Annotated in this window: 11 protein-coding genes; 5 read left to right on the top strand and 6 right to left on the bottom strand. The window is 40.1% G+C overall.

The window, feature by feature from the left end; translation table 11 throughout:
- Positions 1 to 100: 100 nt before the first annotated feature.
- Complete coding sequence (locus tag CWC17_RS10725) at positions 101 to 508, top strand: hypothetical protein (protein WP_171042083.1); 408 nt, start codon at positions 101 to 103, stop codon at positions 506 to 508.
- Positions 509 to 527: 19 nt separating this feature from the next.
- On the opposite strand, the gene CWC17_RS19755 is transcribed toward CWC17_RS10725, so the two are convergent.
- Complete coding sequence (locus tag CWC17_RS19755; protein WP_283956919.1) at positions 528 to 650, bottom strand: hypothetical protein; 123 nt, start codon at positions 648 to 650, stop codon at positions 528 to 530.
- 440 nt (positions 651 to 1,090) lie between these two features.
- Between CWC17_RS19755 and CWC17_RS10710 the strand changes: the two genes are divergently transcribed.
- Both CWC17_RS10710 and CWC17_RS10705 read left to right on the top strand, forming a co-directional pair.
- Complete coding sequence (locus tag CWC17_RS10710) at positions 1,091 to 1,531, top strand: hypothetical protein (protein ID WP_138612845.1); 441 nt, start codon at positions 1,091 to 1,093, stop codon at positions 1,529 to 1,531.
- Between the two features lie 148 nt (positions 1,532 to 1,679).
- Positions 1,680 to 2,759 carry a serine hydrolase domain-containing protein gene (locus tag CWC17_RS10705; protein WP_138612844.1) on the top strand — a complete coding sequence of 360 codons (1,080 nt, stop codon included), beginning with the start codon at positions 1,680 to 1,682 and terminating at the stop codon, positions 2,757 to 2,759.
- A gap of 621 nt (positions 2,760 to 3,380) precedes the next feature.
- Here CWC17_RS10705 and CWC17_RS10700 read toward each other — a convergent pair.
- Together CWC17_RS10700 and CWC17_RS10695 are read right to left on the bottom strand one after the other, a co-directional pair.
- Positions 3,381 to 4,964 (bottom strand): tetratricopeptide repeat-containing sulfotransferase family protein, encoded by a 1,584-nt coding sequence (locus CWC17_RS10700; protein WP_138612843.1) that lies wholly within the window; start codon positions 4,962 to 4,964, stop codon positions 3,381 to 3,383.
- 92 nt (positions 4,965 to 5,056) lie between these two features.
- Positions 5,057 to 7,474: a TonB-dependent receptor gene (locus CWC17_RS10695; RefSeq protein WP_138612842.1), complete on the bottom strand. Its 2,418-nt coding sequence runs from the start codon at positions 7,472 to 7,474 to the stop codon at positions 5,057 to 5,059.
- A 412-nt stretch (positions 7,475 to 7,886) separates the two neighbouring features.
- On the opposite strand from CWC17_RS10695, the gene CWC17_RS10690 reads away from it, so the two are divergent.
- Positions 7,887 to 8,981: an NADH:flavin oxidoreductase/NADH oxidase gene (locus CWC17_RS10690; RefSeq protein WP_138612841.1), complete on the top strand. Its 1,095-nt coding sequence runs from the start codon at positions 7,887 to 7,889 to the stop codon at positions 8,979 to 8,981.
- Between the two features lie 78 nt (positions 8,982 to 9,059).
- Positions 9,060 to 10,238 carry an MFS transporter gene (locus CWC17_RS10685; protein ID WP_138612840.1) on the top strand — a complete coding sequence of 393 codons (1,179 nt, stop codon included), beginning with the start codon at positions 9,060 to 9,062 and terminating at the stop codon, positions 10,236 to 10,238.
- Between the two features lie 75 nt (positions 10,239 to 10,313).
- Here CWC17_RS10685 and CWC17_RS10680 read toward each other — a convergent pair whose 3' ends face one another.
- The 3 genes from CWC17_RS10680 to CWC17_RS10670 all read right to left on the bottom strand — a co-directional run bounded on the left by CWC17_RS10680 (position 10,314) and on the right by CWC17_RS10670 (position 13,488).
- Complete coding sequence (locus CWC17_RS10680; protein ID WP_138612839.1) at positions 10,314 to 11,171, bottom strand: EamA family transporter; 858 nt, start codon at positions 11,169 to 11,171, stop codon at positions 10,314 to 10,316.
- Positions 11,172 to 11,390: 219 nt separating this feature from the next.
- On the bottom strand, positions 11,391 to 12,140 hold the full coding sequence (locus tag CWC17_RS10675; RefSeq protein ID WP_004587131.1) for a FadR/GntR family transcriptional regulator: 750 nt from the start codon (positions 12,138 to 12,140) through the stop codon (positions 11,391 to 11,393).
- A gap of 355 nt (positions 12,141 to 12,495) precedes the next feature.
- Entirely contained in the window at positions 12,496 to 13,488 is a 993-nt protein-coding gene (locus CWC17_RS10670) for a Gfo/Idh/MocA family protein (RefSeq protein ID WP_138612838.1), read from the bottom strand.
- Between the last annotated feature and the right edge of the window lie 122 nt (positions 13,489 to 13,610).

Below are 13,610 nucleotides of genomic sequence, written 5' to 3'. Positions count from 1 at the left end.
TTAGTTAATTTACTGAGCGTTTAATAGAGTGTTTACATAATAGGTAAAAACTGCGAGTATAAATTTTAATCAAGCAGCTAAATCTAAAAGGGCTTTAATTGTGGTAAAAATTGTAGGCAGCTTTTTATTTTTATTAATACTTAGCGGCAATGTGTTTGCAGCGCAAAATAATGTACTAAACGTAGACCGAGCCATACCAAATAGCATGCAGTTGTCGTTTCCAAACGATAACAATATAACGCCCAAAAAGTCTGACTTTTCAATTGTAAACTATGTACTTATGAGTAACGAAATAGGAGAGCGTTGGGCGGTTATTACCCTTACTAATTTAGCCTCTGGCAAGCGTGAACTTAATCAGGAACATTTATTAGCGCTGTTTGCAGATGGCAACAGGCTAACACCAAGTGAGTTTAAGTTAGGCTTTAATGGCAACCAAACACAGTCGGTAACGATATCGTTTGCTGAGCATAAGTTTCCTATTTTAAGTGTGTATTCGAGCAATGATTAGTAACACATTTTTAGATAAACTAAATGTGTAGTAATTGCTTTAGTTTATCAGCACCGGCTCTGCTGGTGCTTAGTTCAGATTTAATATCATCATTTACAATCACCATCAATTTGCCATTAACTGTTTTTGTAATAATGTTCATGACTATATTCCTTATCAAAATAGGTATTAGGCGTTTTGTTGATAAGAAATTTAGCGAGTTTTTTAACCTGCTTCATTAATGTTTATCTGAATCGACATTATTTGCAGTTGAACCGACATAAAAGTAAATAAGCGTTGTGGTGGGGTGCTCAAGCTAATTAAATTGAGTTTTTAAAAGGCCGCTGTGAGCAGTCATTTAGATTGGATAAATATAATAGTCAATTTAGTGGTCAAACTGTGCTTTGCGCATATATTCATGAAAATGAGCAACGCGCGTATATTGTTCTATTTAACTTTACCTAAAAACTTTAGAAAACTTAGTGATAGTAATACTTTAGGCAATTTGTTAAAACTAAATAAAATAGATAAATGAGCGTCAAGTCGGCAGAAATATGCGCGATGAGCGCATTATTAAATTGTTAGGCATTGAAAGGAGTTTATATGCAAAAAGTTGACGTCCCGAAAGTACTATTTGCTTTCAATTATATAGCTACAAGGACGTGGTTAATATTCTCGCTGCTTCTTGTTTGGTTAACTATTTCCCTCATAGTATCTATATCTATGCATGATCTTACTTGGCTTTCTGCATTTGGTGGTGTCGCTACAATTTTTGGAATTTTACTTACAGTTAGTCATTCGGTACCTAAAACTGAACAGGAAATTAATCGGTTTATCGACACGCTTTATCCAGAAAATAGAGACGGAATAATGGCCGAGCTTCAAACAAAAGAACAGAAAGAAGATGATAGTAATCGAAAGTTAAGTAAAGCAAATAGAATATTAAAAGCTGAGGCTTTAGGGTTGTTAATCACCATTACCGGCACACTAATATGGGCTTATGCTCCCTTTTTAAACCCATTCTTTTGGACACAACATGCCTAACAAAACGCTGTTGGCACTCCCTTCGGTCGCTGGGACGCTAACACGCGGGCTCACTTGCTTCGCTCGGATTTTAGCCCACGTGCTAGCGCCCCAAAGCTTAAAATTAGGCAGCTGATTAAGTTGTGCCTCAGTCAAGGAAGAGGAAATAATGAAAAAAATAATAATTCAAGTTTTTCTGATTTCACTTATCTATTTAGCAAGCACACCTGTATTTAGTGGAGTTCATTCTCAAGATAATAAAGACGCTCTTGTAGACAAGTTAAATTTAATATTATCAAAGCAAAAAGAAGATCAGCCAGGAGTTAGTGTTTTAGTTAAAAAAAATAATGAAATTATTTATCAGTTAAGTAAAGGGCTTGCTAACAAAGATAAGAATTATCCGATTCGATCTCATACAGGGTTTAGAATTGGCTCAATTAGTAAACCTTTTACTGCATTGGCAATTATGCAGTTAGTTGAGCAGAAAAAGGTTTCTCTAGACGACCGTATAACCAAATACATTCAAGGGTTACCCACCGATTGGAAAGATATTACGATAAAGCATTTACTATCTCATAGGGTATATATTTCTGACGACTTCTTCTCAGAATCAAACCTAAACTTAGCAAATTTATCGACAAACCAAGATGTTATAAAATTTATTTCCTCAAATAAAATTAAGGTTAAATCACAAACTTTCGATAAAGCGATTTATTGTAATAGTTGTTACGTACTGTTAGCTGAAGTAATTGCAAAAGTTAGCGGAGTTAGTTTTTCCGATTATTTGAGTGATAATATTTTTATTCCTGCAAATATGAAAAATAGCTATATTGTCGAGAAAGGCGCCACTATTAAACCGAATGACGCCCTTAATTATGCTAAAACGGAATCTTTTTTTGGAATAAATCAATATACCACTGGAGCAATGGCACAAGTCAGTAGTATTGAAGACCTTAATAACTTTATAGTTGCATTGAAAGAGGGAAAAATTATTAGTCAAAAGTCGTTAAATTTAATGACTAAAGTTCATAGTGATGCAGGTGATGATGGCACCTTTGGTTTAGGTTGGATTATAGGTTGGGGTGAACAGCCTTTTTATTCTCATGGCGGTTCACAAGATGGCTATCAAACAGAATTGTTTTTTCATCCGAAGTACGATCTTGAGATTATTATTTTAACTAATGGCGGTGATGAGACTTATGAGCTTCAAGCAAAGATAATGAGAGCAATTATTACCCACTATAATTAAGTATTGTTTAATGCTGCCTAACAAGGGGTTTCAAGTCGGACACGTAACAGCTTGCTCGGTTTCACTTCGTTTCACATTTTAGCAAGCTATTACTCGCTGCTTAAAACGGCGTTAGGCATACCAAAAGGCACGGATGTTATTTAAAATTTTCGTTACATTACCAATAGCAATTACTTTTATTGGTTTATTATACCGTTCAACTTTGTATTGGTCATTTTCTGTAGTTCAAGGGGAGCCATATGGCGGTGGAGATATAATAGAAATGCTATTAGCTCTCCTGTTAATACTTTCATCATTTCTAGGCCTTATTTACACTTTAATTTTGCTTTTGGTACCAAAGTACCGGCACTATTTTAAAGCATTAAAATTAGTCGTAATATGCATAAGCTCCCCTATTTGTTATTATTTTTTGCACGCATTAATGCCTAAATTGATGTAGGGTAAGCCTAACAAATAACTAAAATCATAAGTGTCTTTAATTGGCACTTTCCAGCCACTCGACAACATAAAATGAGATAATAATTTGCAAGGTATTTTACTGTGTCGGATGGCGCTTCGCTTATCCGACTTACACTTACATAAGTCGCCTATTTAGATTCTCCCATCGGTAAAATAAAACGCTTATTCAACATCTATACCTTGGCTTAAAAGGTACTCAACTGCTGCATCAGTATGGGGTTTAAACGCCTTCCAACGGCCAATTGCTTTGTTGTTAAGTGGTTGGCGTACTTGCATTTTACTTGCAGTAGAAACTGGTGCGGTGTTTAAGTGAAAGTCTATACATTGTGCTTGCCACTCTAAATTACAAAAGCTGACTAGCTCTTTTATTTGCTGTTCGGGCTTTGCGACTAGCTCTTCGTATTTTACTAATTTTATATTGCTGTGTATGTTGCTGAAGTGCTGCATGAGTTTGTAAAAGCGGCTATAAAATTTAGCAGTGTCGAGTAAGTCTAAGGAGTAAGCATAATACGGGTTATTAATGGTAAATAACTGGCGAAAGTTACCAATACAGGAGTCCATTGGGTCGCGCAGCATGCAAATAATTTTAGCGTTTGGTAGGGCTTTAGTTATTAAGTCGATATAAAAAAAGTTAAACGGGAGTTTATCAATAAAGTGCTTATGACTGCCGGTGGTTACGCGAGTGGCGTTTAAATAGGTTGTCCCAAGCTGATTAAAATCAAGCTCGTAGGCTTTAGTGAGAGTTTGAGTATCGAGTACATGCGGTGTTTGAGTTTGGCTTAACTTTTTAACGCTTAGGCCAAAGTCTTGTAATTCACCGGCTGATTGTACGTCGCTGTGGCTCGATAAAATACGCTCAACCAATGTGGTGCCAGAGCGGGGCATACCTAATACAAAAATAGGCTCTGGTGTTGGGTTTCCTTGTGTTAGCGCGTGTTGATGCTGCTTACTTAAATGTTTAATGTGTTCAAATAATGCGGTTGAGCTTTTATGATCAAACGGCTGCATAGCGCGTTTAGCCGTTTTACCTTGCTCTAGGCTTTTAAACGCATTATCAAACTTGCCTATGTCTTGGTACTCTTTTGCAAGTGCGTGGCCAATGTGTAATTTTGCATCGGGATTAGTGGTTTGCTCAGCTACGGTTTTTAAGCGCGCTATATGATTAGATTGCGCGGTGGCTTTGGTTAAGTCACTTAATGCAAAATGGCTTTGGTGATGCAGCGGGTTTAGAGTAATGGCGCTTTCAAAGGCATTTTTGGCTTGTTCAAATTGGCCTACAAATTTAGCGCTTACCCCTAAATTATAATAAAACTGTGGTTGTGGTTTATTTGCGTGTTTGGCCAGTTCAATTGCGCAGTTAAAGTAATTTAGTGCCTCTTTGTGTAGGCCTGCTTGTGTAAGTGCAACACCTAAGGTGTCGGCATCAAGAGGCTTTTGTATTTGCTCAACGGGTATGGCTAAAGCGGTGTTTTTGGCTTTAGTTAGCTCGCCTGTAATTGCATAACATTTTGCAAGTTGGGCGCTGTATTCAATGCTTTTACCAAAGCTAAGGGCTTTTTCTATAAGCTTTATGGCTTTGTGTATTTGCCCTACGCGTAAATTAACCATGGCCAGTAAAAAGTAGCCATCGGCAAAGTCGCTTTTTTGCGTTACTAATTCAACTAACGCTTTATGAGCAAGCTCAATATTGCCTTGGTTTAAATGTTTAATAGCACTTTGATGAAGATGTTTTAAATTTGGCTGCATTGTTTAATTTTTATTATTTAGTTACGCGTTTATAAAGAAAAAAGGCTCAAATGAATTTGAGCCTTACAACATTGTTTAAAAGTGACTATAAATTATATTTCAAATTTGTAGTTAAATTTAACGCCTACTGTAAGCGGGCGGTTAATATAGTGGCCGTAGTTACGCTGTATGTCGGCACCGTTTGCAGTTGTTATGTCTGCATCTGAGCGACGAACCGATGTAAATGCATATTTATTAAATAGATTATCAACATATAGAGTTGTTGACCACTCATCGGCTGTTAACTTAGCAGAAATATTACTTAAGCTATAACCTGGTAGTGTTTCACCGCTGTCATGCAAACCTACTTTTGAAAGTACATCGCTTTGCGCGGTTAAACCGTAGTTAATATCAAGGGTTTTGTCGCTAAATACATCTGTTTGATAGTTTACACCCATAGAGAACTGATGCTCTGGCGAGCCAGGTAAACGGTCGCCATCTTCTGCGCCATCTGTGCCATCGGCATTAAATAAAAATGGTGCATCTGAGGTTAGCTCTGCTTTTGTATAAGCATAGGTTGCGTACACGGTAAACGAGTCAGATAAAATAGCACGGGTAGATAGCTCAACCCCTTTTGCGTTTGCACTGCCTGCGTTAGATAAGTACGTTAATTGGCCTACATCAGTAGCGCCTGTAATTTGTGCATCATCCCAATCTACGTTAAATAACGCGGCGTTAAAGTGTAGCTGGCTTTTAAGCCAGGTGCTTTTAAAGCCTAACTCGTAGTTTGTTGTAGTGTCGGCTTCAAATAATAATTCGTCAGGTTTACCACAGCCTGTTTGTTGATCTTCAGGGATTGGATCTGGGCAAGATACTAAACCGTTTGAGCCGCCAATTCTAAAGCCTTCACTCACTGTTACATAAGCCATTACTGAATCAGTAAATTGATATTTAGCATTAAATTTAAATAAGTTACCGTTATCGCCGGCTTTGTCTTTTTCGTAAGCAACGGTGATTGCATCAGGGTCTGCATCGCCATAAAGAGTATTTGCAAGCGGGAAGTCAAAAGCCGCTTGCGACTCTACATCGTATTCGTAAAAACGTGCACCGATAGTAATATCTAACTTTTCGGTAATTTGATAGCCAACTTCACCAAATAGTGCGGACTCAGTAACTTCACTTTTTGTAAGCTCTAAGTATTCTAATGAGTCAGGTCTTAGCTGCGCGCCGCCAAAGTTATCGATAGCGAATTGGTCAAACCCAGGTGTAAACTCTCTGCTTGATGCTTCTGTTTCGGTTTTGTTGTAAAACGCGCCTACAATCCAATTTAGGTCGCTGTCGCTTTGCGATACTAAACGCAGCTCTTGCGTAAAGGTATCTTCTTCATCAACCTCTCGGGTAAATGCTGAGAATGAAGGGAACTCTTCATAACCATAATCTAGGCGGATAAGTAAATCGGTTTGGTCGCGTTGGCCGTCGGCATCAAAGCTCGAAATACCGGTTGCCGATACAAGCTCTGCAAAACCTAAGTCGGCTTTTAGCTCGAGGCTTAGTAGTTGATCTTCTTTTTCGCGCGGTTCTTCATAACGATAAGCCGACTCGTACTTACCTACAATATCGCTTAAACCGTTATCATCGTTTAGGCTGTTGTAATGAACAATTGAGCGGCCTTCGCTGTCTTGGTTTTGGTAAAAGTAATTAAGTGTCCCTTCAAATGTTTCGCTTGGTTTGAAGCGTACCGAAATGCGCCCAGTCGTGGTGGTTTCGCCGTTAGCATCTTCAACATTTTTAATATTGTTGTTTACTTCGTCGGCGTTGCTCCAATCAGGGTCCGGTAGCGATACACCTGGTTCGCGCACTGTATAAGCATAATCAATAAACCCTGGGTCTTCGTATACGTTTAAGCTTGCACGTACAGCTAATTTATCTTCAATAATTGGCAGGTTAACAATAAAGCCACCTTCGCCGCCTAATGAGTCACTTTCTTGGGTTTGAAATAGGTCACCAAATACTTCTACGGAGGTAAAATCAAGCTCTGGCTCTTTAAGCATGTAACGAATTGCACCGCCGAGTGTTCCCGCGCCATATAATGTGCCTTGTGGCCCAATAAGTACTTCTACGCGTTCTATGTCTACCAAGCGCATATCTACTGACACTGGAATTTCGTTAACGTATGTGGCTACGGTACCACCATCTGATGAGGGACCTGACGAGTTTGTGTTTAAACCACGTACAATAATTGGCGAGCCTGAGCGACCACCTTGATCGGTAATTGTTAAACCAGGCACCCAACGCGCTACATCGGCTAGTTCGCCAATGTTTTGATCTTTCATTACATCGGCATCAAGTGCGGTAATGTTTAGCGGTGCATTTTGTACAGAGCCGCTGCGTCTGGTTGCTGTAACTTCGATTACTTCGAGCGATTTTTTTTGAGCGGTAACTTCTTCTTGCGCCACTGCAGAATTAGAAAATATAAATGCGCCAGATACAGCGCTCGAAATAGCCAAGGTTAGTAAGCTTGGTTTAAACATAAAAAGTGATCCCCAGATTTAAAATTTAACACCAGTTAATGTAGGTTAATTAGTTTATCAGGGAGTTAAAGTGGTGGGAATGCTAAAATGAATTTTAATTCACTTTTTTAGAATAAATATAGGTTGGCTTTAGCAGAAGATAATATAAATATGTATAACATCCAAACAATTGGCTAATTAAGGTACAAGCGAGCATGTTTTACTCGTTGAGTAAATGTAAATAGCCGCTCACATTGTTTTATTACCTAAATGTGTTAATACAGTTAAAAAACCTATAAGGCCCTGTTGAATATTTTACTAAACAGCATTTATTCACGTTTTAGCACTATAAAAGTGAAGTTTGATCCCCATTAACCCTTCATACCGTAAGCTATAGCATTTCGTACTAAAGTACGCGTATTAAGGAATATTTATGAGCCAATTATTCTCACCTTTAAAGCTCGGTGAACTCACTCTAGACAACCGTATTATTATTGCGCCTATGTGCCAGTATTCAGCACACAATGGAGCTGCCAGTGATTGGCACACCATTCATTTAGGGCAATTGAGCTTAAGTGGCGCAGGGTTATTAATATTAGAGGCTACCGCGGTAAGCCCAGAGGGGCGCATTAGTTACGGCGATTTAGGGCTTTGGAACAGCGAAACACAGCAAGCATTAGATAAAAGTTTAAAAGCGGTTAGACAATATAGCCCTATGCCTATTGGTATTCAGCTTGCGCATGCTGGGCGTAAAGCATCTACGGAAAAACCATGGGATGGTGGTGGCGCATTAAGCCCAACGGATGAAAACGGCTGGCAAACGCTCGCGCCTTCAGCAGTTGCGTATGACGATAATAGCCCAGTCCCCAAAGCTATGAGCCAATCCGACATAGACTCATTAATTAAAGACTTTGTTAGCGCGGCTAAACGTGCTGATGAGCTGGGCATTGATTTAATTGAGCTACATGCTGCACATGGTTATTTGTTACACCAGTTTTTATCACCTTTAAGTAACAAGCGCGATGATGAATATGGCGGTAGTTTGCAAAACCGTATGCGTATTGTGCTAGACGTATTTAATGCTGTGCGCGCAGAGTTTAACAGTAGCAAACCCGTGGGCATTCGTATTTCAGCGACTGATTGGGTTGAAGCCGGTTGGGATTTAGAGCAATCAATAGCGCTTGCCAAGGCACTTGATGAGCTTGGCTGCGATTTTATTCACGTAAGCACAGCAGGGCTAAGCCCAGAACAGAAAATACCAGTAAAACCTAACTTTCAGGTGCCATTTGCAACGGCTATTAAAAAGGCCGTTAGCATGCCTGTTATAGCCGTTGGTTTAATTACCGAGCCACAACAAGCCGAAAATATTGTTAGCGAGCAGCAAGCAGACGGCGTGGCCCTTGCCCGTGGTATTTTATATAACCCGCATTGGCCTTGGCATGCCGCAGCTGAGCTTGGCGCAACTGTTAAAGCACCAAAGCAGTATTTGCGCTCTAGTCCGCATGGGCAGCCTTCACCTATTAAGTAACTTATATTTTTACATTTACCATGGCTACCCGCTGCATTTATTTGCAGTGGGTTTTATTTTTATAAATTAGAGTGTTTCATGAACCAAAATGCTGCACACCCTGTGCAAATAAGTAATACCTTAGTGAGCATTATTGCGTTGTGCTGTGGCCTTATTGTGGCAAATATTTATTATGCCCAGCCAATCATTGAGTTATTAGCGCCCGATGTTGGTTTAAGTACACATAGCGCAAGTTTTATTGTGTCGCTTACTCAAATTGGTTATGCGTTAGGACTGTTTTTTTTAGTGCCATTGGCTGATTTAGTCGAAAACAAACGCTTAATGCTAATTACCTTAGCGATAACATTTTTAAGTTTAATAGGCGTAGGTTTGGCGCAAAGCCCAGGTGTAATGCTAGTTTTATGCTTACTCGTTGGGGCAAGCTCTGTATCGGTGCAGGTATTAATACCGCTTGCTGCGCATTTATCGTCAGATGAAAAACGTGGGCAAGTACTGGGTAATATAATGGCGGGGCTGTTATTGGGTATTTTATTAGCGAGGCCAGTTTCAAGCTTAATAGCCGATCATTTTGGTTGGCGAGCTGTATTTTACTTTGCCGCAGGTTGTATGGCATTTATAGCCAGTGTTATCTATTTTGCGATACCGAGCAGGCAACCAACACAAAATACAACGTACTTTAAGTTATTAAAATCGCTTAAGCAGCTAATAATACTGCAGCCAGTGCTGCGTCAACGGGCGCTGTATCAAGCGCTTATGTTTGCCTCTTTTAGTTTATTTTGGACCAGTGTACCGGTTGTATTAGCCAGAGAGTATGGTTTATCGCAAACACACATCGCGCTCTTTGCGCTTGTTGGGGCCGCAGGCGCTATTGCGGCCCCCATTGTTGGGCGTTTAGCCGACAAAGGCTATACACATCAGTTATCGTTATTGGCAAAAGTGATTGCCGCAGCGTGCTTTTTACCCAGTATATTTGAGCTACCACACGGCGTGATTATTTTAGCGCTTACGGGTATGTTTATTGATTTTGCTGTGCAGGCAAATATGGTGCTGGGCCAGCGAGTGGTATATTCATTAGAGCCACAAAGCCGTGCTCGCTTAAACGCCATTTACATGACCAGTATTTTTGTAGGTGGGGCGCTTGGCTCGTTAATAGCAAGTCCACTATACGAAGCTGGTGGCTGGCAAAGCGTGGCGTTAGTGGCAGCGGGTATGCCAGTTATATCACTAATCGGCTATTTAATAACAAGTAGAAGGTAGCGCGATATAAATCATAAAAGGGTTTATTATTTAAGAGGCCAGCGAAGTTATGTGCCGGCCTTTTTATAAAAGCGATTATTGTTTTTTAACACACGAAAATGAGCTACCCACCGAGGCTATAATCACCAATAAAATAGCCAACCATTGCCACAGGGTTAATAACTCGCCAAGTATAATAAACCCAGCAAGGGCAGCAAATGCAGGCTCTAAACTTAGCATAATACTAAACCCTTGAGCGGGCATATTGCGCAGGGCAACCATTTCAAGCGTATAGGGCAGCGCGCTTGATAAAATAGCAATGCCAATGCCCAGCGGTATTACACTCCATGTAAACTCACTGCTTTGTAATATGCCGCCATAAGGTACAAGTACAATGGCTGCAACAGTCATACCCAAAGCAACCGTTGCGCCGCCCGAGCTTTGCGTGCCTGTTTTTTTACCAAATAAAATATAGGCTGCCCAACAGGCACCAGCACCTAGCGCAAGTACTACGCCTATTGGATCTAGGCTCTCTTGGCTGCTCATATCCGGTAGTAATAGTAAAATACCCGCAATAGCACACGCTACCCAAAAAAAGTCGCGCTTTGCGCGTGAGCTAAATAACGCCACAGCGAGTGGGCCGGTAAATTCAAGCGCAACACCTATTCCTAAAGGGATACGTTCAATGGCGTAATAAAATAAAATGTTCATTCCGCCTAAGCTTAAACCGTATATTACAATTGAAAGTCGATTACCTTTAGCCGGCAGCTTTTTCCATGGTTTAAATATTAAACACAGAATAAGTGCAGAAAAGCCAAGCCTAAGCGCGGTGGTGCCTTCAGGTCCTATAATCGGAAATAACTGCTTAGCAAACGAAGCGCCAGATTGAATAGTGATCATGGCTAAAATTACGCACACAAGCGCGAGCAAAAAGTTTTTAGTGGATGATTGCATTGTTTTCCTTGGTAACAACCGTCTAGTTTTGCGCAGTGTATCTGTTTTTTATTAGCTAAGTAATAGCTTATATGGCGTACAAATTAAATTTGGGAGGGAGTAACTAATATGTGCGATGAATTAGCGTAACTACTGATGAATAATCAAAAGCATAAGCTGGGTGCCTTAAAATAAAAAAGCCAGCGAATAGATCACTGGCTTAAAAACGTTTAGGTTGTTTTAGTGTGTTTTGCTGGCACTTTTAACTAGGCCATCTAAAGAATAAAGGCCACGTTTTTCATCGTTTTTACGTTTTATCTCTTCAAGCGCACGTGCTTCAACAGCATCAAATAATGCATTAATTAAACGGTTAAAGTGTTTATGCATTGCCGTTCGTGCGGCGCTTGCATCGTGGGTTTGCAGCGCATTATAAATAGCGGTGTGCTCATCCATTACGCAATCGTTATTGTTTTTACACACACTGCCGTAATCAGCCACAATTTGTGAATTGTTTAAACGTAAATCCCATAAATTTGCCACCGCATACTCAAGGGCTTTGTTACGTGTAGCTCGCGCTATTATTTCGTGAAACTCGCGGTCTGCTTGTTCTACATATAAGCCTTTTTCCATGGCTATTAGCGTTTGCTTTAATTGAGCTAGTTCTTCATCGGTGATTGATTGAGCGGCAAGTGCGGCTATTTCACCTTCAATGAGTGCGCGAGCTTGGGTTAGTTCAAACGCGCTGATCTCTTTAGTTTTTACAGATGTTTCTTGTTGTTCTATGACATAGACGCCAGAGCCGGTTTTAACCTCTACGCGGCCTCGTACTTCTAATGCAATAATAGCTTCACGAATTGTTGGGCGGCTTACGTCAAACATGTCGGCAAGTTCTCGCTCTGGTGGTAAACGACTCCCAGCAGAAAACTCTCCTTGGTTTATCAAAGCTTCAACTTTATCAACAATGCGCCAAAATAAGCGACGGTTTCCCATATTCTACCTTTATTACCTTAAGGAATAGCGGCTAATAGGCCTAAATAGCCTAAACCTACTGTTATTAGCAGAGGTTACCCCAAAATTCACTATTATGTCAAAATTCTAAAGTGTTGTAACGGTCATATAATGTTATAAATGAGTGTTAACCTGTTTATATTACCAATTTAGTATAAATTTTAATAATTGGCTAGCTTGATTGGTCATGTTTTTATGTGGTAAATTAGCTTTACTCTTTTAGTAAAGAGAAGTTAGGGCGTATTAATTATCTGTACTCGATAAAAATAAGTAAGCCGATAATTTTATATTTGCCCTAACCTTGATTGCCCACGGATGGGGGTCAACTTTAGTAAGCTTAAGCGCTTGTGTCATTAGGGTAAACGACCCCAAGCTGTTTTCTTGCGGTATCAAGTACGTTCATTACGTCGCGGGCAAGCTTATGTGTATTAACATCTGACTCTAGCTTTTGCGCGTTGGCGGTTTGTATAAAGTGCGCAACTTCGTACTTCATAAAGTGCCCATCAAACTCATCAGAAATAACTTCAACTTCTCCGCTATTAGAAACAAACTCTATGTGTTTTAACTGCGACACGGCATGTATTCGCAAACGGCCGCGCTCGCCTTGTATTTCGGTAATGTTATCGCCTTGAGAAACTTTTGAATAGCTAATAACGGCTTGTTTATCATCGTAATTTAATAAAACATCGCCTGCGCCATCTACGCCCGTATCTAATAGCACACCACTGGCACTCACGCGCTGTGGGGCGCCCCAAAGCGCGATAAGTAGGTAAAGTGGATACACGCCTAAATCGAGTAAAGCGCCGTTGGCAAATTCGGGTAAAAAGGTATTTGGACGCTCGCCGTTTTTGTATTTATCGTATCGTGATGAGTATTGACTGTACTGCCCAATAAACTTGCGCGGTGTACCAATTTTTTCAAGCGCACTTTTAAGTCGCGCAAAGTTTGGCAAATGCGTGGTCATCATTGCTTCCATATAAAGGCGCTTATTGGCTTTGGCTGCAGTTAAAATAGCGTTTAGCTCTTGGCTATTTGCAGCTGAAGGTTTTTCGCCTAGTACATGTTTGCCTGCCTCTAGGCACATTACTGCATATTGCTTGTGTAGGCTGTTTGGCGCTGCAATGTAAACCGCATCAACATTAGGGTCTTGGCATACCTGCTCAACAGAGGTGAAAATTTTTACATCGGTATTGGGGTGATTAGATAAAAAGGCTTCGCCGCTTGATTGCTTGCGAGAGCACACACCGTATAAATTAAATACAGGTAACGTATTAGCTGCGTTTAATAAGGTATCACTAATAAAATTTGTACCGACAATGACAAAGTTCATGCCTGCTCCTCAGCTTAAATAATAAGAGCCGTTACTTTAACATTTTTTAGCTCTGTATGCTTTAGGGCGTGTTGACCTTTGGTGGTTGAATTTACAGCAGTATGTTTGGTTTTTAGGCAAGG

Source organism: Pseudoalteromonas sp. S3785, from assembly GCF_005887365.1.
GTDB lineage: Bacteria > Pseudomonadota > Gammaproteobacteria > Enterobacterales > Alteromonadaceae > Pseudoalteromonas.
Note: the sequence above shows the minus strand (reverse complement) of the source record. Positions and strands in the feature narration are given on the sequence as shown.

What these genes read in the sequence shown, in the direction of transcription:
- CWC17_RS10685 (WP_138612840.1), top strand. Translation starts at nt 9,060, where the DNA reads ATGAACCAAAATGCTGCACACCCTGTGCAAATAAGTAATACCTTAGTG.
- CWC17_RS19755 (WP_283956919.1), bottom strand. Translation starts at nt 650, where the DNA reads ATGAACATTATTACAAAAACAGTTAATGGCAAATTGATGGTGATTGTA.
- CWC17_RS10675 (WP_004587131.1), bottom strand. Translation starts at nt 12,140, where the DNA reads ATGGGAAACCGTCGCTTATTTTGGCGCATTGTTGATAAAGTTGAAGCT.
- CWC17_RS10680 (WP_138612839.1), bottom strand. Translation starts at nt 11,171, where the DNA reads ATGCAATCATCCACTAAAAACTTTTTGCTCGCGCTTGTGTGCGTAATT.
- CWC17_RS10705 (WP_138612844.1), top strand. Translation starts at nt 1,680, where the DNA reads ATGAAAAAAATAATAATTCAAGTTTTTCTGATTTCACTTATCTATTTA.
- CWC17_RS10695 (WP_138612842.1), bottom strand. Translation starts at nt 7,474, where the DNA reads ATGTTTAAACCAAGCTTACTAACCTTGGCTATTTCGAGCGCTGTATCT.
- CWC17_RS10670 (WP_138612838.1), bottom strand. Translation starts at nt 13,488, where the DNA reads ATGAACTTTGTCATTGTCGGTACAAATTTTATTAGTGATACCTTATTA.
- CWC17_RS10710 (WP_138612845.1), top strand. Translation starts at nt 1,091, where the DNA reads ATGCAAAAAGTTGACGTCCCGAAAGTACTATTTGCTTTCAATTATATA.
- CWC17_RS10690 (WP_138612841.1), top strand. Translation starts at nt 7,887, where the DNA reads ATGAGCCAATTATTCTCACCTTTAAAGCTCGGTGAACTCACTCTAGAC.
- CWC17_RS10700 (WP_138612843.1), bottom strand. Translation starts at nt 4,964, where the DNA reads ATGCAGCCAAATTTAAAACATCTTCATCAAAGTGCTATTAAACATTTA.